Origin of the sequence: Vibrio sp. SCSIO 43140, from assembly GCF_023716585.1 — a bacterium.
GTDB lineage: Bacteria > Pseudomonadota > Gammaproteobacteria > Enterobacterales > Vibrionaceae > Vibrio > Vibrio maritimus_B.
Window position 1 is genome coordinate 414,050 of sequence record NZ_CP071851.1, and the last position, 19,589, is coordinate 433,638.

Genomic DNA, 19,589 nt, shown 5'->3' on the forward strand with positions numbered 1-19,589 from the left:
TTATATAACAAGCACAAAAGACGTTTTCGGGGGAGTGTGAGTAACGCTACCCTTCTTTGGGGTAGCTTAATTTGTAACTAGAACACTCGATGACGTCGATAAAAAATTCCCCTCTATAAGAGCAGAACTTTCGTATGCAATCCATACCATAAAATGTAAAGTTTTATCAAAAATACATAATTTCAACCTCTTATCACAGTTAGCTTCGCAACGTATGAAACGAAGGAGAAATTTCGTACAGACCCTTACGGTCATATTGATTGATTTTTACTAATATAAGCACGCTATATGTGTTTTGTTACATGATGGTGACAAATAAAACCTCAGGGATATTCGATATGATTTTTTCTCATCGCCTTCACACTCCAACCGTGAAGTTGTTTTTACTCGCCACACTGGCCTTGATTCAAGTTGCTTCGTTTAGCGCACATGCACACATAGAGACACCAGATAATCAGACAACACTTTGGTTTGAAAAGTCAGATCTGCCGCTTGATGAGAAACTGCATGTCAAAGCTTTGGGCAATGGTATGAGGGTGATTGTTATTGCTAACGATAAGCCTAAAAAGGCCGTGTCGATTCGTATGCGTGTTGCGGCGGGCTCCTTGCAAGAACCGGGGCAAGAAGAACCGGGTTTAGCGCACTTTCTCGAGCATATGGCATTTAACGGTTCGACGAATGTGCCCGAGGGAGAAATGGTTCAAATCCTTGAAAGACATGGCTTGTCATTTGGTAAAGATACCAATGCTGAAACCAACTTTAAGCAAACGGTATACATGCTAGAACTACCGAAAAATGATGTTGAAACGTTAAAAACATCGCTATTTATCATGAGAGAAACCGCGTCGGAACTGACACTTGATAAAGAGGCAATTGAGCGTGAACTACCAGTTATCTCCTCAGAGGTTCGCGAGAGGACGACGCTCGATCTTAACATGCTCTACGACTGGTCTAGCTTTGTTCTACGAGACGGCAATATCATAGAGCGGATCCCTCTAGGAACACTTAACGGCATGAAAATGGTGGATAAGCAGCGTTTGACAGACTTTTATCGCCATTACTATACGCCAGAGAACACGACGCTAATCATCTCTGGTGATGTCGACGTTCAGCAAACCTTTGCTATGGTTGAAAAGCAGTTTGGAGATTGGCGGGTAAAAGGCAAGCAGCCAGAGGCGTATAGCAAACAAGTCACTCTGCCAAGTCAGCCTGAAGCGAGGGTATTTCTTGATGTTAACGCTAGAACTACGGTGGAATTGAACTTTCTCGAGCCAATAAATCGCGAACCAGACTCAAAGTCAAAACGCTCCCAAGAACTTACTTTGTATATTGCTAATCAAGCACTTCAGTATCGACTTGAAACTCAGTCTTATGCCAGTGAAGGCAAGTTATTGTCACCTTATGTCGGCTCTTACAATCAGTTTGATGTCATTGCCATTAATCAATTGAGCATGACAACCCCTTACGGTCTGTGGCGAGAAGGACTTCAGGTATTAGACCAAGGTCTTCGTCAAGCGGCTCAATATGGGTTTACCGAGCAAGAGATAAAACGACAGCTCGACAAATACCATAATCTGCTCAAATTAGACGCAGAGGCGGAAGACGATACTTACAGTGCGGATTATGCGTCTAAGCTTGTTAGCGACGTCAACAATAGCATGGTCACGACCAGCAGTGCATTTGATTTGTCTCTGTTCGAGCAAGATGTGATGTCACAAGATATTGAGGTATTCAATCGCGCTTTTCAGCAGCACTGGCAAGGAAAAGCGCCGCGAATTTACGTAACCGAACGACCTTCTACTGGACAGGCGAAATCTGCAACGAGTCGGGATGTTCTTGAAACTTATCAGATAGCGAGCGCTAAACAAGTGTCTCCTTACACTCCTCAGAAACAAGCTGAGTTTGCCTATCAGAGCTTTGGCAAAGAAGGGACGGCTGAAAAGCTGGAAACAACGAATTTTGGCGGCGTGACTCGTTATAGGTTTGAAAACGGCGTCTATCTTAACGTAAAACCAACCGACTATGAGTCAAATGCGGTTTACATCAGCGTTCGTGCTGGTAAAGGCAAGCTCGGGCTCACCCCGGAGGAGGGCGCATTCGCAACACTTTTTGATGCCGGCTTTGTGGCTGGTGGATTAGAGGCTCACGATATCAATGACCTGAGATCGATATTTTCGGGTCGACAGATTAATGCCAACATTTATCTGACAGACGATGCGATAGAGAGTCAATATCGTGTGCCACCTCAAGATGTGCTTGACCAGTTAAGAGTGACGGCAGCGTTTCTCACCCATCCCGGATATAGAGCAAGTGGTCACGCTTTCGCGATTGAGCACCTAAAGTCAATTTATGATTCGTACCCAACGACGCCAGAGAGAGTTCTAGGCTTCAATAGTGGTGAGTTAATGTATCAGGGTGACCCCCGCTGGGTTTATCCAAGTATTGAATCGGTTGAAGCGCTTCCCTTGACGGTGTTGCAACCTTTTGTCGAGCGTTCGATTAATAAGGGGCCAGTGGAGGTGTCGCTGCTGGGGAACATCAGTGAGCAGCAGGCTGTCGATTACGTAGCTCAAACTTTTGGAGCATTGGATATAAAGGCACAAGCCTTTATAGACAGGCCTGTGACGGAGATGAAGTTACAACCGAATAAGTCGTACACTTTTTACCATCACGGAGAGCCGAATACCGCTCTGGCATCGGGCTATTTTACTTTACCTGACGGCTCCAATTATAGCGATGTCGTTGGTTTTGCGATCTTAAGATCTATCCTGCAAATTCGAGTCAACGATGCGATTAGAGAGTCGACCGGTAAAGCTTACTCTCCTTGGGTGGATTCTTCTCAGTCACTTCTCTACAAAGACTATGGTTACCTCAACTTAAACAGTAACACCACGATTGAAAATGTAGATGTGGTGCTCAATATCTACAAACAGCTGGTTAAAGATCTTCAAGAGAAGGGAGTGACTCAGGATGAGCTAGTCCGTGCGGTCACACCCATGACTGACCGCGTAGAGCAAAGTTATGAGAGCAATGGCTTTTGGTTTGGTCTTATGGCACAAGCATCAAGCTATCCAGAGAACCTAGCCAATGAAGCAAATTTTGAAGCTTATGCTCGTCAGGTGAGCGTGGAAGATATTCAAAAACTAGCGAATCGGATTGATGTCTCATCAATGATTGAAGTGAGAGTACTTCCAACAACAAAGTAATAAAAAATCTAATGCAAGTGTTGACAGGTTATTTTCGGAAGCATATATTATTTACATGAACTGCCTATTGGAGTTCTTGAGCGGTTAGCTTTGCCTTACTAGGGAAGCAATAACCGTTCGTTATTTGAAGCCGTTTGGCGAGACTAAATGAGCTTCAACCCTGTTAACACTTGGAACATATGTCTAAATGCGGCACCTGAGCGCGCGGAGAGTATGTGTCCAGTCTCGATGTTATCGCATGTTTGTGATCACGTTGAGAACTATTGCTTATTGTGAGGATAGTATTATGCGTAATGTAGACTTTTCACCCCTATACCGTCATGCCATTGGTTTCGATCGTCTGTTTAACCTAGCGGAAAACAGTGCGAAGAAGCCGTCATCTAATGGATACCCTCCATACAACATCGAGCAGAAAGACGAAAACAACTATCGCATCACGATGGCTGTCGCTGGCTTCGCTGAAGATGCATTAACCCTGACTCAAAACGAGAACATGCTGATCGTGTCTGGTGAGGTTAAACCTTCGGAACATAAGCCAAACTACGTCTATCAAGGCATCGCCGAGCGCAATTTCGAGCGCAAATTCCAGCTTGCAGATTATGTCACCGTGAAAGCAGCAAGTGTGGAAAATGGTTTACTACACGTCGATTTAGTCCGCGAAGTGCCAGAAGCAATGCAGCCACGTAAGATTTCGATCAGCAAATAATAAGTCTGTTGAGAGGCACAGTCGTTAGAGTCGAAAACTAGCAAACCATTTAATTTGCTAGTGATAACCCTCAACGAGATAACAGTGCCTGATCGAATGTGCAATCAACGTAAACTGCGCGCCTAAGCTGCTCCTTTGGTGCGCAGAAATAAACTATAGAATTAAGGCTTTGCATTAGAATAAATAATGCGAAGCGGAGAGGTATTATTATGGGAAAAATTATTGGTATTGACTTGGGTACAACAAACTCATGTGTCGCGGTTCTTGATGGCGACAAACCACGTGTGATTGAGAACGCAGAGGGTGAACGTACCACGGCATCCGTTATTGCTTACACCGATGGTGAGACTTTGGTCGGTCAACCGGCGAAACGCCAGGCAGTGACTAATCCAGAGAATACACTGTTCGCTATCAAGCGTTTGATCGGCCGTCGCTTTGAAGACGAAGAAGTTCAACGTGATATCGAAATCATGCCTTACAACATCGTCAAGGCAGACAACGGTGACGCTTGGGTAGAAGCCAAAGGCCAAAAAATGGCCGCGCCACAGGTTTCGGCTGAAGTACTGAAGAAAATGAAGAAAACAGCGGAAGATTTCCTTGGTGAAGAAGTTACCGGGGCAGTCATTACGGTGCCAGCTTACTTCAACGACGCACAGCGACAAGCCACAAAAGACGCAGGTCGCATAGCGGGTTTAGAAGTTAAGCGAATCATTAACGAACCAACGGCTGCGGCCCTTGCTTATGGCCTTGATAAGAAAGGCGGCGACCGCACAATCGCTGTTTACGACTTAGGTGGTGGTACTTTCGATATCTCTATTATCGAGATAGATGAAGTCGAAGGCGAACAGACCTTTGAAGTATTAGCAACCAATGGTGATACACACCTAGGTGGTGAAGACTTTGATAACCGCTTGATTAATTACTTAGTGGAAGAGTTCAAAAAAGAGCAAGGCATCGACCTTAAGAAGGATGCTCTAGCGATGCAGCGTGTTAAAGAGGCGGCTGAGAAAGCGAAGATTGAACTCTCTTCTACTTCTCAAACAGATGTTAACTTGCCGTACGTGACAGCCGATGCAACGGGACCTAAGCACCTAAACGTGAAGGTGACCAGAGCTAAACTCGAATCCTTGGTTGAAGATCTTGTACTTCGTTCGATTGAACCGCTTAAGACCGCGCTTAACGATGCTGAACTGTCAGCAAGTGATATCACAGATGTCATTCTTGTCGGTGGTCAAACGCGTATGCCAATGGTCCAAGCGAAAGTAGCAGAGTTCTTTGGTAAAGAAGCACGCCGTGATGTCAATCCAGATGAAGCCGTCGCTATGGGGGCTGCGGTTCAAGGGGGCGTTCTCGCGGGTGACGTGAAAGATGTCCTTCTGCTTGATGTAACCCCGCTATCACTGGGTATTGAAACCATGGGTGGCGTGATGACTAAGCTTGTCGAGAAGAACACCACGATTCCAACTAAAGCGAATCAGGTATTCTCTACTGCAGAGGACAACCAGAGCGCAGTAACGATTCATGTTGTACAAGGTGAGCGTAAGCAAGCGATGTACAACAAGTCACTTGGTCAGTTCAACCTTGAGGGTATTCAACCAGCACCACGCGGAATGCCACAGATTGAAGTGACATTCGATATTGATGCGAACGGTATCCTCAACGTATCTGCGAAAGATAAGTCTACTGGTAAAGAGCAAAAGATCACGATCCAAGCATCAGGCGGTTTGAGTGATGCTGACATCGAAAAAATGGTTCAAGAAGCAGAAGCAAACAAGGAAGCGGATAAAAAGTTTGAAGAGTTAGCGACAGCTAGGAATCAAGCGGATCAGATGATTCACTCCACGCGCAAGCAGGTGGAGGAAGCAGGTGATGAGCTCCCAGCAGACGTGAAAAATGAGATCGAAACGGCCATATCTGAGCTAGAAGATGCACGCAAGGGCGAGGATAAGGTTGCGATTGATGACAAGATTCAGGCTCTGGTAACCGCAGCGCAGAAGCTAATGGAAATTGCTCAGCAGAAAGCGCAAGCCCAAAGCAACAACGCTCAATCTAAATCAGGCGCTGATGACGATGTCGTCGAAGCAGATTTTGAAGAAGTGAAATAACGCCTCTGGTGAGCCGTGAAAACGGTGTAATAAACAGTTGAGTTATGTTCATAAATACATAAACTTATCGGTATTCAGGGCGTAAGAGGGAAACTCATACGCCCTTTTTTCCGTTTGAGTAAGAGATTGAGTGAGGTTTTAGCATGTCAAAAAGAGATTATTACAGCGTGCTAGGTGTCTCCAAGGGAGCCTCAGAAAAGGATATTAAGAAAGCCTACAAAAAGTTGGCGATGAAATATCACCCAGACAAAAACCCAGGTGACACCGCAGCAGAAGCAAACTTTAAGGAAGTTAAAGAGGCCTACGAGGTACTCACTGATACTGAAAAAAGACGTCAGTATGATCAGTTTGGCCATGCTGCATTTGAAGGTGGCGGTTTTGGCGGCCACGGCGGCCATGGTGGCGGTGGATTCGAGGATATCTTTGGCGACGCATTCCGCCAGCGTGGTGGTGGCTTTGGTGGCGGCTTCGGTGGTGGATTTGGAGGTTTTGAGGATATCTTCTCCCAAGCGCGTGGTGGTCATGGCCGAGCAAGAGCTCAGAAAGGCAGAGATCAAGAGTTTACTCTAACGGTCGACTTTGTTGATGCGATTCAAGGCGCTGAAAAAGTGGTTGAACTGCCGATTAACGGCGAGAGCAAAAAGATCAATGTGAAGATCCCAGCAGGGATTAAAGATGGCGAGAAAATTCGCTTCTCGGGCAAAGGCGGTGCGGGCATTAATGGTGGTCCAGCGGGCGACCTTCTCCTGTCTATCGCGACGCGCAGTCATGCTTTTTTAGAGCGTGATGGTAACGATTTAATCTGCAACACCAAAGTTGATATGGTGACGGCTGCTCTGGGCGGCGAGGCTGAAGTGAATGTGCTCGATAGCCGCTTTAAGCTAAAGATTCCAGCGGGCACACAATCTGGTCGAAAATTTAAAATGACTGGGAAGGGTGTGACAGACCGTAAGGGGCAAACGGGTGACTTGCTTGTTAAGATTCAAGTGGAAACTCCGACTAACCTGACTGACAGACAAAGAGACTTGCTTGAGCAGTTCAAATTGACGATTGGCTAGACACGCCAGCATTACATACTATCAGCAGCCACCTAGTGTGGCTGCTTGTCGTTTTAATCAAGTATCGCTGGTGCACTAGTGAAGTTAGGTAATGTGTACATTTTTGCTGATGAACTATTCTTACTTTTACCCGTAAGAATAATCTCACTAAAAGGAGGCAGAAATGAGCATGGTTTTCAAAGCATTGATACTCGGTTTATTGTTTGGTTTATTCGCCAAAGAAGCCCTCGCAAGCAATTGTCCCTCCTTGTTGGATTCTACCCAACGCAAACTCAACTCTAACGATTCCGTAAGTCTGTGCGACGCCTATCAGGGAAAAGTGTTACTTGTCGTCAATACTGCTAGCCAATGTGGATTCACTGGTCAGTTTAAGGAGCTTGAAGCGCTTCACAACGAGTTTAAAGACCAAGGCTTCAGTGTGGTTGGCTTTCCTTCAAACGATTTTAATCAAGACAGGGGAAGCGAAGAAAACACGGCAAAAGTGTGTTACCTAGATTACGGCGTCACCTTTCCTATGATGGCGCGAAGCTCAATCAAGGGAGACAATGCTAACCCAGTTTTTGCTGAGATGGCAAAGCAGAGTGGCGTGACGCCGAAGTGGAATTTTTATAAGTATCTTGTCGGCCGTGACGGTAACGTCGTCGGTGTTTTCTCGACAGGAACCTCGCCAACAGACGCTAAGATTACGTCAATGATCAAAGGTCAGTTATAAGCCAAGGCGACTCGATTGACCCCAGTTCTGGCGTTAGCTAAAGTATTGCTATCACTTCATATTTTAACTTCCAGCCATGAATATCGAACACCTTAAACTGTTTGTCCGGCTTGCTGCCACCAACAACATCAGCCTTGCAGGGCAAGAGTTGGGTCTTTCTCCTGCTGTGTCGAGCGCGCATATAAGTAAGCTTGAGCAGGCGCTCGGCGTGCGTTTAGTACATCGAACCACGAGAAAGGTGTCGTTGACCGAAGAGGGCGTAGCTTTCCTACCTCATGCTGAAGAAGTGCTTTCGACGGTGGAAACCGCAAGGGCCTCAGTCGGCGTGGGCAGTACAACGCCTTCCGGCACACTGAGAGTAACGGCGCCAGCGTCATTTGGTCGTTTGCATATTGTTCCTGCTTTGAAGGGCTTCTTAACTCAATACCCCGAGCTAACGATTGATTTTCGTTTTAGCGACAATATCGTTGATTTGGTTGAGGGAGGATTTGACGTAGCGATACGCGATGCAGAGCTTAAAGATTCAACCTTGATCGCTCGAAAATTGGCGACAGATAGGCGTATTGTTTGCGCTTCACCTGAGTATCTATCAAAGTTTGGCGCACCTGAGACGCCGAGCGAGTTATCAAACCACCAATGTGTGCAATTAGTGGGTTTAGAGAGCTGGACCTTTGTGACCTCTCAGGGAAAAGAGACAATTAAGACCAAGGGTGTGCTGCGAACTGACAATGGTGACGCCATGAGAGATGCTTGTATCGATGGATTAGGGCTTGCTATCAACTCGACATGGAGTGTGTATAAACAGCTTAAAGAGGGCACTTTAGTCCAGGTACTAGAAGATTACCCCTTGGACTCAGATGTGGCGATTTGGGTGGTTTATCCAAGCTCACGATTACTTGCGCCTAAGGTGAGAGCATTTATCGATTACTTTACTGAGTTTTACGGCAGCCCACCGTATTGGGAATGTTAATACGTATTGGGAATGGTAGAAAAAGCAAAGGCAACTCGTTTGAGTTGCCTTTATTGTTAATCATAGTCCCAAATATTAGTGGTCTAGATACAAGTAGTTTTGCCAACTCTTCATTCTGATAAGAACTTTGCGCATGATGGACACGTGCGTGAAGCTATCTGAGTAGACGGCAATTTCGGCATTGGAACCCGTAGGTAGTACGTATTCACTCATATCATCCTCGATAATCAACTTCACCATAGCTCTACCAGAGGTATTGAAGGTTTGCGTAGTACGCAGCGTGCCGCTAGCACTGATTTGCCCTTCTGGAATCGTCGGCAACACTTCAACGACTTTTCCTTTGAATACTTTACCTGGCAGTGCTCGGAACAAGAATTCCGCTTCGAAACCTGACTCTAGGCGCTGTAGTGAGTTTTGTCTAAATGCACCTACATAAAAGTCTTGCTCAGTGTGGACAAAGGTCATGAGTGGTGCAAGTGGAAGAGGCACTGCCATCATACCGGGTCTTAACGCAAGCTGGGTAACGTAGCCATCTGTTGGCGCAACGACAACCGTTTCTCTTAGATTAAACTCAGCTTGAATCAGCTGTGCTTTTAGCTGAGCGACCATCGTATTCTCGCCAAAGATCTCTGACTCGAAAGCGAGTCGCGAGCTTTCTTCTTGCGCTTGTGCTGCCTCTAAAGCGGCTTGATTTGCCTTAAAGGTTTGTAAGCGAGTGTCGACTTGTTGCTCGGTGAAAGCGCCTTTTTTAAAGCCTTGTTGGTAACGATTATACTCACGTTCCGCCTTATCACGTTCCGCTTGCGCCTTGATGGTTTGTGACTGAGCGGCTTTATAAGCACTTTCTAACTCAAGAACATCCTGCTCTGCATCAGCGAGTGCAGCTTTTGCACGAATGACTTCTGCTTCAAACGGAATAGGATCAATTTTGAATAGGACATCACCTTTGCGCAGTTGCTGGTTTGCCTCTACGTCAACCGAAACCACTTTGCCTCGAACACTTGATACGATAGGGGTGGTCGTGTAGAACTGCCCGCCGATTTGGCTAAATGGGTGGTTGTAGTTCATCAGCAGGATTAGCGTGCCGACTAGCACCACGCCACCAAGTACAGCCGTTGGAACGGTCCATTTATTCAGAGGGATCTTAAAGATCTTAAAAATAGCGATACAAAGCGCGGCATAGGTTAAAACAAGTAATAAATCCATGGCTTACTTCTCCTCGGCCTGCGGCTGTGATTGAGTTTGTGCGGCGGCTTTTTCTTGTGCTTGCTTGCCTTTGAGGTAGCCCACCTCTTGCTCGAGTGAGCTAACTTGATCAATCAGTTTTTCTAGGCGGTGGTGAAGGTCGTGTTGTTCTTCTTCGAGCTTATGGAAGCCCCAACCTCTTTCATTGCGCCATAACGTGGCCCAAATCCACAGAAACGGCCAGATGGCATGTAGCGTAAATAAGCTTACCCAACCTGCGACATGTATGGCATCCTGATGAGGGTGGTCGCGCTCTTTGGCGATCTCATAGGGAATATCGTGGATAACGATAATTCCATAAAACAGTACCAGGGCAACAAACACGAGTAGCCCTAAGGCAAAATAGTCCAGAAACATAATGCATCCTTGCTCAACAACATTTACAAAAAGCGCAACGAATCGACGCTAGTTAAGTATTTGTTATAATTATGTATTGTGCAATAGCAATCTGATAAATATTCGAGGTTTTAGTGACATTTCTTGGGGAGTTCGCCGCGATAGGCGCTGCGGTCGTATGGGCCGTCGCGACATGGATCTACAGTCAATTTAGCCATCAGTTCTCTGCAATGCAGCTTAATATTATTAAAGGCGTATTAGCATCGACCATGATGCTGTTAGTGATGCCCTTTATACCAATGCCAGCGGTAGAGTTGAAATCAAGTTACGTTTTGATTCTCGGTATATCTGGCGTGATCGGGATTGCCATCGGGGACAGTGCCTACTTTGCGTCTCTAAAACGCATCGGTGCAGGGAAAACATTGCTACTAGAATCCCTTGCTCCGCCACTGTCTGGTGTCCTGGCATTGATGTTTTTAGGTACTGCTCTGGGTTTTCAAAGTTGGTTAGGTGTCGTTATTACAACCGTCGCGGTTACCGCGGTTGTGTTCCAGCCAAATGGTGATGGAAACGAAAAAACCAGCCTTTCTGGGATCGGGTTTGGATTGGTGGCGAGCGTTTGCCAAGCGACGGGGGTGGTTATCTCTCACTTTGCGCTAGTCCAAGGGGATTTGCCACCGCTTCTCGGTGCCTTTATCCGTCTGACTATTGGTGTGGCCGTTGTTGCTTGTCTTGTTCCATTGCTCGAGAAAAAGCCTTACCGCTCGATGATTCAGCAAGGGCGCACTATGAAAGCGGTGAGTTGGTATTGGCTAATCGCCGCTATCTTTGTTGGAACTTTCCTTGCGTTGTGGCTGCAACAAATTGCGCTCAAGCATGCGAATCCGGCCGTGGCGCAGACCCTTATTGCAACCAGTCCATTGTTCATTTTGATTATCTACGCAGTGCGAGGAGAGCAAATCTCTCGACGTAGTGTTGTCGGTACTCTGTGTGCGCTATTGGGAATTTCTTTGTTCTTTTTGTAAAGCGACAAACTAGCTACTCAAGTAGACAGCGAAGCGTCATCGGAGCGTCGGTGACGCCAAGCCTCTGAGCAGCCGTCAATCCTTGCTTATCTTGATAACATAAGTTGTGCCAAGCTCGGAAGATATCCAGAAGGGGATGTATTCCGGCGGGTCTTAGCTTTCTTCTGGGCTCATTAACGAAGCTCTCAAACAATAGCTGGAATCTATCTTGATAGAAACTGACTTGCTTGGTGTTCGCGGTTTGTAACCAGTATGAGACATTGGGGTTGTTGCCAGCTAGGTAGCAAACGCCTTTGCTTGCTCCTGTGCTCTGATGAGTGACTGCCCAGCGATCTCTCCACCACCCCATTAACACTACATCCACAAGCTCGGAAGTTTCACCATCTTGCCATTGGTCGTCTTGCTCTACATACATGAGTTCGACATGATTACTTTGAATCTGCTTTAAGAAAACGCTGAGCGCGGCAGAACGGAGTACAGGGTCTTGGGGCATGTAGAGAGTAATACGTTTATTGCCGTCTGAGTTTTCCTCGAACAGTGACTCTAGAATCAGCAAATAGTGTGCATAGGAAGTATAAGGTGCGCGAATGAGCGACCCCACCGCAGGGTAGGAAAAACGCGCGTAATTCCCTAAAGGATCCTCAACATTGCTTCTTGCCAGAATGTTTTGATAGGTGAGATCGATGCGCGCTTTTAAATCAGAGGCTGATGCTGAAATCTCATGGTTGGTTTCTGCGCTATAGCTTTTCGGAACAATCTGAGCATTTACAGCGTATGCGTCATGATCTTCTAACGCGTCTGTGGCATCACTTGCAGAATAGTTCGTGTGCTGGCAAAGCACATACCCCGATTTAGCATCACAGGTAGCAAACCAAAAAACACCATTGTTACTTTGTGGTTGCAGTGCACGGTAATGCGATGCGAGTTCAAAAGTATCGGCATGTTTTATCCAGCGACCATCAATATCCGCGAGTTTACGTCGGCAACGACTCGCGATTTGATCGATATGGTCGTAGAAAGTCTTCGGATTAATACCTAACTTACGACAAATCTCACGAACGGAATATCCGGTGAAAAGCAGCCCTAAAAGCGACTCTTGAAAGCTCAGTTTCTTGTTACTTCCAGACCATTTATCAACAAAGGTACCCTGACAAGCTTTGCAGCGGTAGCGTTGACGATCACCACTAAAACCAAACGAGTGGTAACGATCTTTGTGGGTATGAACAGAGAGCCCAAAATGTTCGCATTGAGGATCTTTGCACGAAGGGAGTCCTTCATGATGATGAAGTTTCAACCGTTTAAGCTCATTGAGAACTTCTTGGTTGTTAAGTAGGGGGGGAAACGCGCCACACTCGCGGCATACCATCGCTGGCCGTTTAGGGTTACTGTGCTGCAGGATATAGAGGTTTGCATCACTTAGTCCAAAATTGTCACACGCCAATGTTTTACAAAAATTGAGCTGTAACCCTTCTGCGGCCATCGGCAGTCTGCCTTCTGACACGTTCACCCCCTATGGTTTGTTTCGTACCGCGGATTCAACTCAGTGATTATCTCGCAGTACGCTTTATCGTTATCCAGTTAGAAAAAAGCCAGCTCATTTCAGGCTAAGAGCTGGCTTTTTCTGATTACAGGTTAATCGCTGTTTCTAGCGCGACGACCATCATATCGTTGAATGATTTTTGACGGTCTTCAGAGCTTAGTTTTTCACCACGAATGATGTGGTCAGAAACAGTAAGTACGGTCAGCGCTTTTGCACCTAGGTCAGCAGCAACGCCGTAGATGCCTGCGGCTTCCATATCAACACCAAGAATACCTAGATGCTTCATTTTGTCGAAGATATCAGCTTCTGGAGTGTAGAACAGGTCTGCAGAGAAGATGTTACCCACTTTTACTGGTACTTCTTGAAGGCGAGCTTGCTTAACCGCTTCTTCTAGTAGGCCAAAGTCTGCGATGGCTGCGAAATCGTGATCGTTGAAGCGAATGCGGTTCACTTTAGAATCAGTAGAAGCACCCATACCGATTACAACGTCCATTAGGTTTACATCGTCACGCACAGCGCCACAACTACCCACGCGAATAACGTTTTTTACACCGTAGTCTTTAATCAACTCATGAACGTAAATGCAGCATGACGGGATACCCATACCGTGACCCATAACGGACACGCGTTGACCTTTATAAGTACCGGTGTAACCGAACATGTTACGAACATCGCACACTTTCTCAACGTCTTCTAGGAAGGTTTCAGCGATGTATTGAGCACGAAGTGGGTCGCCTGGCATTAGGACAGTTTCTGCGAAATCACCTGGTTTTGCATTGATATGTGGGGTTGCCATGGAGTCACTCCTAAAGTTTTAACTAATATTGTTGAACGTGTCGTTCGTTGTTGTGGGTGATTCTAGCGCTTGGTGTAAGGGTTCTATGAGAGTTTAGTCACAGTTTTATCTGTAAGGAGAAGATAATGACATGATGATAACTAAATATGTTGAAAGCGGTAGGGCAATCGATTTTTCTGCAACTAACAGCGATGGCGAGGTATTTCTCATCTCGATGTGAACCAATCGCTTCCCCTCTCCATATAATTGTACAAAACAATTTTTTGTATCACATTCCAAAGTAGTCTAATACTTATACATAGATATTTTTTGTACAACGTTAGCAAGAGCGATAAGAATAGGGAGATGGCAATGGGTGACAAAATTAAAGTGGGTATCAGTTCCTGTCTTTTAGGTGAAAAGGTTCGATTTGATTCAGGTCATAAGCAAAGCACGTACGTAAACAAAGAACTTCGCGACTATTTTGACTTCGTATCCGTGTGCCCGGAGGTGGGAATGGGGCTGTCTGTTCCACGTCCTACGATTCGATTAATGAGTGACGAAGAGCGCATTATTCTAGTTGAAACAAAAGACGCTTCGAAAGACTACACCGATGGCATGATGCAATTCACCCGAGGTAAGGTCGATGAACTCAAAGACACCGAGATGTGCGGCTACATCGTGTGCGCGAAATCGCCAAGTTGCGGTATGGAGCGTGTGAAGGTCTATTCAAATGGTCACGCATCAACCGATGGCGTTGGCTTGTATACAAAACACTTGATGGAGACTATGCCTTGGCTGCCAGTAGAAGAAGATGGCAGGCTCAATGACCCTATATTGAAAGAAAACTTTATATCGCGCGTATACGGCCTGAATGACTTCTACAAATCAATGGAGGGGGAACCAACTGCGGGTAAAATCGTTGCGTTTCACTCACGATACAAGCTGACGCTCATGGCGCATGACCCTGCCTCGTACAAGGAGTTAGGTAGATTGGTGGCGAATCAAGCCGATTATAGCCCTGAAGAGTTTTATCAAGCTTACCGGCTCGGATTGATGGAGGGTCTTAAGAATCGTGCAAGCCGTAAAAACGTAACCAACGTTCTTATGCACATCCAAGGCTACTTCAAACGCTCGCTCACCAAAGCTGAAAAAGCAGAACTTGCGACGGTAATAGACGACTACCGTACTGGCATACTTCCTGTTCTTGCTCCACTTACGCTGCTGAAACACTATCTCAATGCGTATCCAGATGAATACTTGGCGCAGCAGCAGTTTTTGCAACCACACCCAGAGGAGATGCGTCTAAGGTATGGCTTGTAATGAAACTTTATATGCGATCCGTGAAGTCGCCGATTTAACGGGCGTAAAGCCCGTTACCTTGCGAGCGTGGCAGCGCCGATACAACTTGATTCAGCCCCAGCGCACTGACAAGGGGCATAGGCTCTACACGCCGGAGGACGTTGAGCGTATCAATACCATACAAGGTTGGCTAAGCAAGGGCGTTTCTATAGGCAAGGTCAAGTCGTTACTCGACTCTGACACACTCTCACAAGCGAGTGTTGATACCGACCAGCTCGAAGAGGTGTCTGAGATGTTAGACGCGCTCAGTCACCTGAATGGCAATAAGATAGACAAGATATTGGATACCGTCTTGAAGGAATATCCTCTCGATATAGTAGAGAGTAAATTCGTGGTCCCAGTGCTTAACGCTGCAGAGTTTTTGAAAGTGGGTCCAAAAGCTATACAGCTATCTCTATTCCGAACGTCCCTTGTTCAGAAACTCGCAGTGATGTCGACGTTGGATTCCAAGCGCAAAAAATCAGAAACAGTCTTGTTCGTTAGCATGGATGTAGCAGGAAACCCTTTTGCTTGGCTCAGTTACGCTAAGCTCGCGGAGCAGGGTGTCAGTGTGACGTTTTTAGATGGTGTCGAAGATTTATCGGTACTTCAGTCCGATCCTTCGAGCTTTGGCTCGGTTCAGTTGTTCGCAGAAAAGTCTTTGTCTGAAAAGCAGCTTGAATCGATTCGCATACAAAGAGAAAAAGGTGGCGTGGTGTGGAAGCTGTCACCTGTCATAGAACATTTATTAGAAGAAAAAGAGAGTACTGAAACATGAGATTGGTGTTGTTTAACCGTGATCTAAGGGCGATTGATAACACTGCCCTCATTGAAGCGATAGATGGAACCACGCCTGTTATTGGCTGTTATATGGTTACCCCTAAACAATGGGAGCAGCATGATCTGTCTCCAATGCAAGCCGATCTCATCTACCGACGACTCGGTGAACTAGAATCCGAGCTCAGCGATATTAATGTCCCACTTATTTACGGGTGCAGTGATAACTTCAGTTCTGCGAATGATTGGTTGATTAGCTACTGTCTCAAACAAAGCGTTACCGATATCTATTTGAACAGCGATTACGAGTTTAATGAAGTCCAGCGTGAAACATTTTTATCCCAGGCAGCATCGACTCACAATATTTCAGTTCACACCTTTTCAGACAAATGTATGCTGACACCCGGAACGGTACTGAACAAGCAAGGTGGCTACTTCAAAGTCTTTACGCCTTTTCGAAAAGCTTGGCAGAACCAATTCTCTCACGCCGAGGTAAGAAAACCGAAGGTGTCCGTTGAGGTGTCATTGCCTCAAGAGGATCGTGACTCATTAGATGACGTGTTTGATTACCCGCGCCAAGACAGCAGCCAATGGTTGGTGTCAACCAAGGACATATTGGCACGATTAAGGCAGTTTTCTGATGAATCGGCTCGTTACTACAATACCGAGCGTGACATTCCCTCGATAGACGGTACAAGTCAACTCAGTCCTTATTTGGCTATTGGGGCGTTATCTGTCAGACAGTGTATCGCGCGGCTTTACTATGATGCGGGTAATGAACCGTTATCCGAAGGTGCTCAAGTGTGGTTGAGTGAACTCATTTGGCGTGAGTTTTACCAACACCTAACCCATTTTGAACCTAAGTTAAGCAAACATCATGGATACTTAGATTGGGAAAGGGCATTGAGGTGGCCGGGGGAGGATTCGTGGTTTGAGCGCTGGTGCGAAGGAAAGACGGGATACCCTATCGTTGATGCCGCCATGCAGCAACTGAACCAAACTGGTTGGATGCACAATAGGTTAAGAATGATTGTGGCGAGCTTTTTGACCAAAGACCTCAACATCGACTGGCGCCGCGGAGAGAGATATTTTATGAGTAAGCTCGTCGATGGCGACTTTGCAGCCAACAACGGCGGGTGGCAGTGGTGCGCATCAACAGGGTGCGATGGTCAGCCTTATTTTCGAATCTTCAACCCGATTACTCAGGGTGAGCGGTTTGACTCCCAGGGTGAGTTTATTCGCACTTGGCTCCCAGAGCTACGTGATGTTCCTAACAAATTTATCCACAAGCCATGGACGTGGCCAGAGTTTGCTTCGTTGGCCTATCCGGAGCCAATAGTTGATCATAAGACGCAAAGAGAGATAACCTTAGCACTATACAAAGAAGCGAAGGACCAATTTTGATGTTACGTAAGACCTTGTTAGCAGCATGCTTAGGACTCTCTCAATGGGTGAGCGCCGCGACATTTGAGCTTCCTACTGATGGAAGTAACATGGTGGGCACTCTTCAGTACCACAGTGTTGAAGCAGGCGAAACAATGTCAGACATTGCCAAACAATACGATGTTGGCTTTTTGTCGCTGATGGCAGCAAACAAAGGCGTTGACCCATTCTTGCCAAAAGAAGGGTATGTCTTGACCATCCCGAGCCAAGCCATTCTGCCAGAGGTTGAGTACAGGGGGATCGTTATTAACCTTGCAGAGCTTCGTTTGTATTACTTTGAGCCAGAGAAAAATCTGGTACACATTTTCCCTGTGGGCATCGGTCGTATTGGACAAGATACGCCAGAGATGACTACCAAAATAAGTCAGTTAAGGGAAAACCCGACTTGGACGCCCCCAGCCTCTATTCGCAAGGACTACTTAGCAAAAGGGGTTGAACTGCCTGATGTTGTCCCTGCTGGGCCTGATAACCCTCTAGGCGACTACGCCATGCGATTGGCTTATGGTACGGGCTCTTATCTTATCCATGGCACGAACAAAGACTTTGGTATCGGTCTGAGGGTGAGTGCGGGTTGTATTCGAATGGACCCTAAAGATATTGACTGGCTGTTCCATCAGGCAAATATCGGAATGCAAGTGCGCATTATTGATGAACCGATCAAAGTAGCTCTAGAACCTGATCGCAGTGTATTTATCGAGGCTCACGAACCGCTTACGCGAAGCGATGGCAGCAAGAAAGACATGGAGATCCCTCAGGAGCTGACTTGGTGGTTGGAAGAGTATGGCATACGTGATCAAATCGCACGTGCCGCTGTGCTCGCTCAAAATGGGGTGCCAGTAGAGGTGGTTCCGGCGATGGATGACCTTGAATAGAGTGTTTTAACAGATATAAAAAAACGCCCACGTTATGAACTGACCCCCAATAGTTGGACATTCCAATTACTGGGGGTCTTTTTATGTCCAAACACCACAGAGCATTCAAGCTAAAATTGGCTAAGTATGCACAACACGAGGGGTCAAGAGCTCTTGACCTTAAATTCGGAGTATCGTCAGACCAAATTCGTTATTGGGTGTCGGTTTATCAAATTCATGGGGAAAATAGCTTTCGTCACGAGCAAGCTCCCTATAGTCAAGACTTTAAACTAGAAGTTCTAAAGACTATGCGTATTAATAACTGGTCCTTAAGATATACCAGTGCTTACTTTGATTTATCGTCTCCAGGGATACTATTTCAATGGCAAAAGCTTTATGCTCAGCAGGGTATATCCCGGCTTAAACCACAGAAAAAAGGCAGACCTTGCATGACAAACCACTCTCTTAAACCTAAGCCATCTGAGCAGATGACAGAGAAAGAACTAAGAGAGGAACTTGAGTATTTACGTGCAGAGAATGCTGTCCTAAAAAAGTTAGAGGCCTTGGCTCAAGCCAAAAAGGAAAAAGCAAAGCAAAGACACTCGTAGTCGATGAGCTCAAGGCAAAGTACCGCTTGCACCATTTACTCAAAGCTACTGGGTTAGCCCGAAGTGTGTATTACTATCATCGTAATACAACACAGGAGTCATACTCTGAATCGAGTTTAAAAAGGCAAATACGTGATATCTATCAGCAACACAAAGGGCGCTATGGATATCGCAGAATCACATGCACCTTGAGGAAGGCAGGCATGGTGATTAACCATAAACGAGTTCAACGTCTTATGATTGAGCTTGGTCTTAGGTCCAAGGTCAGGCCCAAGAGATACAAATCATACAAAGGCGAAGTTGGGCGGATCGCTTCGGACTTATTAAAAAGAGAATTCAATGCCAACAAACCGAACCAAAAGTGGGTAACGGATGTGACCGAGTTTAAAGTCGATGGTCAGAAGGTTTATCTGTCACCCGTTATCGACTTATTCAACCGAGAAGTCGTGAGTTATGAGGTGCGTAAGTCAGCAGCATTACCCTTGGTCACTGACATGATAAAAAAGGCGATAAAGACACTTAAAAAGCATGAGAATCCCATCGTGCATTCAGACCAAGGCTGGCAGTATCAAAATAAGGCGTATCAAAACCATCTCAAGAAGAAAGGGCTCGCTCAAAGTATGTCTAGAAAAGGGAATTGCTTAGACAATGCGGTTGCTGAGAACTTCTTCGGAATACTCAAGACAGAGATGTATCATAACGAAGTCTTTAAAAGTGCAGATGAACTGATTGAAAGAATTAGAGAATACATAGACTATTACAATAACGAACGAATTAAGCTGAAGTTAAAAGGCCTGAGTCCGATAGCATATCGAAATCAAGCCTTAGCAGCCGCTTAGAAATGAGTCCAACTTTATGGGGTCAGTTCATTATCGTGGGCGTTTTTCGTAG

Annotated in this window: 16 protein-coding genes and 1 pseudogene; 13 read left to right on the forward strand and 4 right to left on the reverse strand. The window is 46.0% G+C overall.

The features are described from left to right. Positions 1–338 precede the first annotated feature (338 nt). The 6 genes from J4N45_RS20390 (at position 339) to J4N45_RS20415 (ending at position 8,757) form a co-directional block, all read left to right on the forward strand. The gene (locus J4N45_RS20390; protein WP_252016502.1) at positions 339–3,206 is read left to right on the forward strand and encodes a M16 family metallopeptidase; all 2,868 of its coding nucleotides are present in this window, start codon (positions 339–341) and stop codon (positions 3,204–3,206) included. A gap of 286 nt (positions 3,207–3,492) precedes the next feature. Then, positions 3,493–3,912 carry an Hsp20 family protein gene (locus J4N45_RS20395; RefSeq protein ID WP_252016504.1) on the forward strand — a complete coding sequence of 140 codons (420 nt, stop codon included), beginning with the start codon at positions 3,493–3,495 and terminating at the stop codon, positions 3,910–3,912. A gap of 209 nt (positions 3,913–4,121) precedes the next feature. Beyond that, positions 4,122–6,017: a molecular chaperone DnaK gene (gene dnaK, locus J4N45_RS20400; protein ID WP_252016507.1), complete on the forward strand. Its 1,896-nt coding sequence runs from the start codon at positions 4,122–4,124 to the stop codon at positions 6,015–6,017. A gap of 143 nt (positions 6,018–6,160) precedes the next feature. Then, positions 6,161–7,075 carry a DnaJ C-terminal domain-containing protein gene (locus J4N45_RS20405; protein WP_252016511.1) on the forward strand — a complete coding sequence of 305 codons (915 nt, stop codon included), beginning with the start codon at positions 6,161–6,163 and terminating at the stop codon, positions 7,073–7,075. 163 nt (positions 7,076–7,238) lie between these two features. After that, a complete protein-coding gene (locus tag J4N45_RS20410) occupies positions 7,239–7,787 on the forward strand; it encodes a glutathione peroxidase (protein ID WP_128649026.1) in 549 nt (182 codons plus the stop codon). Positions 7,788–7,863: 76 nt separating this feature from the next. Continuing rightward, complete coding sequence (locus J4N45_RS20415; protein ID WP_128649025.1) at positions 7,864–8,757, forward strand: LysR family transcriptional regulator; 894 nt, start codon at positions 7,864–7,866, stop codon at positions 8,755–8,757. Between the two features lie 75 nt (positions 8,758–8,832). Here the strand turns inward: J4N45_RS20415 and J4N45_RS20420 are convergent, their stop codons facing one another. Together J4N45_RS20420 and J4N45_RS20425 are read right to left on the reverse strand one after the other, a co-directional pair. After that, a complete protein-coding gene (locus J4N45_RS20420; RefSeq protein ID WP_042470851.1) occupies positions 8,833–9,963 on the reverse strand; it encodes an HlyD family secretion protein in 1,131 nt (376 codons plus the stop codon). Positions 9,964–9,966: 3 nt separating this feature from the next. Continuing rightward, the gene (locus tag J4N45_RS20425) at positions 9,967–10,359 is read right to left on the reverse strand and encodes a DUF3302 domain-containing protein (RefSeq protein WP_234497255.1); all 393 of its coding nucleotides are present in this window, start codon (positions 10,357–10,359) and stop codon (positions 9,967–9,969) included. 113 nt (positions 10,360–10,472) lie between these two features. On the opposite strand from J4N45_RS20425, the gene J4N45_RS20430 reads away from it, so the two are divergent. After that, positions 10,473–11,363 carry a DMT family transporter gene (locus J4N45_RS20430; protein WP_252016514.1) on the forward strand — a complete coding sequence of 297 codons (891 nt, stop codon included), beginning with the start codon at positions 10,473–10,475 and terminating at the stop codon, positions 11,361–11,363. A gap of 13 nt (positions 11,364–11,376) precedes the next feature. Here the strand turns inward: J4N45_RS20430 and J4N45_RS20435 are convergent, their stop codons facing one another. Beyond that, entirely contained in the window at positions 11,377–12,864 is a 1,488-nt protein-coding gene (locus J4N45_RS20435) for a lactate dehydrogenase (protein WP_252016516.1), read from the reverse strand. Between the two features lie 124 nt (positions 12,865–12,988). Next, entirely contained in the window at positions 12,989–13,699 is a 711-nt protein-coding gene (gene deoD / locus J4N45_RS20440) for a purine-nucleoside phosphorylase (protein ID WP_128649023.1), read from the reverse strand. Positions 13,700–14,050: 351 nt separating this feature from the next. Between deoD and J4N45_RS20445 the strand changes: the two genes are divergently transcribed. The 6 genes and pseudogenes from J4N45_RS20445 to J4N45_RS20470 all read left to right on the forward strand — a co-directional run. Continuing rightward, entirely contained in the window at positions 14,051–15,001 is a 951-nt protein-coding gene (locus J4N45_RS20445) for a YbgA family protein (RefSeq protein WP_042471785.1), read from the forward strand. Beyond that, a complete protein-coding gene (locus tag J4N45_RS20450) occupies positions 14,991–15,797 on the forward strand; it encodes a MerR family transcriptional regulator (RefSeq protein WP_252016518.1) in 807 nt (268 codons plus the stop codon). Before J4N45_RS20445 ends, J4N45_RS20450 begins: the two co-directional genes overlap by 11 nt. After that, the gene (gene phrB / locus J4N45_RS20455) at positions 15,794–17,200 is read left to right on the forward strand and encodes a deoxyribodipyrimidine photo-lyase (protein WP_252016521.1); all 1,407 of its coding nucleotides are present in this window, start codon (positions 15,794–15,796) and stop codon (positions 17,198–17,200) included. Before J4N45_RS20450 ends, phrB begins: the two co-directional genes overlap by 4 nt. Next, positions 17,200–18,111 carry a L,D-transpeptidase family protein gene (locus J4N45_RS20460; protein ID WP_252016524.1) on the forward strand — a complete coding sequence of 304 codons (912 nt, stop codon included), beginning with the start codon at positions 17,200–17,202 and terminating at the stop codon, positions 18,109–18,111. The genes phrB and J4N45_RS20460 overlap by 1 nt, the downstream gene beginning before the upstream one ends. An 83-nt stretch (positions 18,112–18,194) precedes the next feature. Next, on the forward strand, positions 18,195–18,698 hold the full coding sequence (locus J4N45_RS20465; protein ID WP_252016527.1) for a helix-turn-helix domain-containing protein: 504 nt from the start codon (positions 18,195–18,197) through the stop codon (positions 18,696–18,698). After that, positions 18,698–19,537: pseudogene (locus J4N45_RS20470) on the forward strand (IS3 family transposase); the annotation flags it as partial. The gene J4N45_RS20465 and the pseudogene J4N45_RS20470, both read left to right, overlap by 1 nt. Between the last annotated feature and the right edge of the window lie 52 nt (positions 19,538–19,589).

Excerpts from the sequence above, each read along its gene's own strand:
- J4N45_RS20390 (WP_252016502.1), top strand. The coding sequence starts at position 339 with ATGATTTTTTCTCATCGCCTTCACACTCCAACCGTGAAGTTGTTTTTA.
- J4N45_RS20395 (WP_252016504.1), top strand. The coding sequence starts at position 3,493 with ATGCGTAATGTAGACTTTTCACCCCTATACCGTCATGCCATTGGTTTC.
- dnaK (WP_252016507.1), top strand. The coding sequence starts at position 4,122 with ATGGGAAAAATTATTGGTATTGACTTGGGTACAACAAACTCATGTGTC.
- J4N45_RS20405 (WP_252016511.1), top strand. The coding sequence starts at position 6,161 with ATGTCAAAAAGAGATTATTACAGCGTGCTAGGTGTCTCCAAGGGAGCC.
- J4N45_RS20410 (WP_128649026.1), top strand. The coding sequence starts at position 7,239 with ATGAGCATGGTTTTCAAAGCATTGATACTCGGTTTATTGTTTGGTTTA.
- J4N45_RS20415 (WP_128649025.1), top strand. The coding sequence starts at position 7,864 with ATGAATATCGAACACCTTAAACTGTTTGTCCGGCTTGCTGCCACCAAC.
- J4N45_RS20420 (WP_042470851.1), bottom strand. The coding sequence starts at position 9,963 with ATGGATTTATTACTTGTTTTAACCTATGCCGCGCTTTGTATCGCTATT.
- J4N45_RS20425 (WP_234497255.1), bottom strand. The coding sequence starts at position 10,359 with ATGTTTCTGGACTATTTTGCCTTAGGGCTACTCGTGTTTGTTGCCCTG.
- deoD (WP_128649023.1), bottom strand. The coding sequence starts at position 13,699 with ATGGCAACCCCACATATCAATGCAAAACCAGGTGATTTCGCAGAAACT.
- J4N45_RS20445 (WP_042471785.1), top strand. The coding sequence starts at position 14,051 with ATGGGTGACAAAATTAAAGTGGGTATCAGTTCCTGTCTTTTAGGTGAA.
- J4N45_RS20450 (WP_252016518.1), top strand. The coding sequence starts at position 14,991 with ATGGCTTGTAATGAAACTTTATATGCGATCCGTGAAGTCGCCGATTTA.
- phrB (WP_252016521.1), top strand. The coding sequence starts at position 15,794 with ATGAGATTGGTGTTGTTTAACCGTGATCTAAGGGCGATTGATAACACT.
- J4N45_RS20460 (WP_252016524.1), top strand. The coding sequence starts at position 17,200 with ATGTTACGTAAGACCTTGTTAGCAGCATGCTTAGGACTCTCTCAATGG.
- J4N45_RS20465 (WP_252016527.1), top strand. The coding sequence starts at position 18,195 with ATGTCCAAACACCACAGAGCATTCAAGCTAAAATTGGCTAAGTATGCA.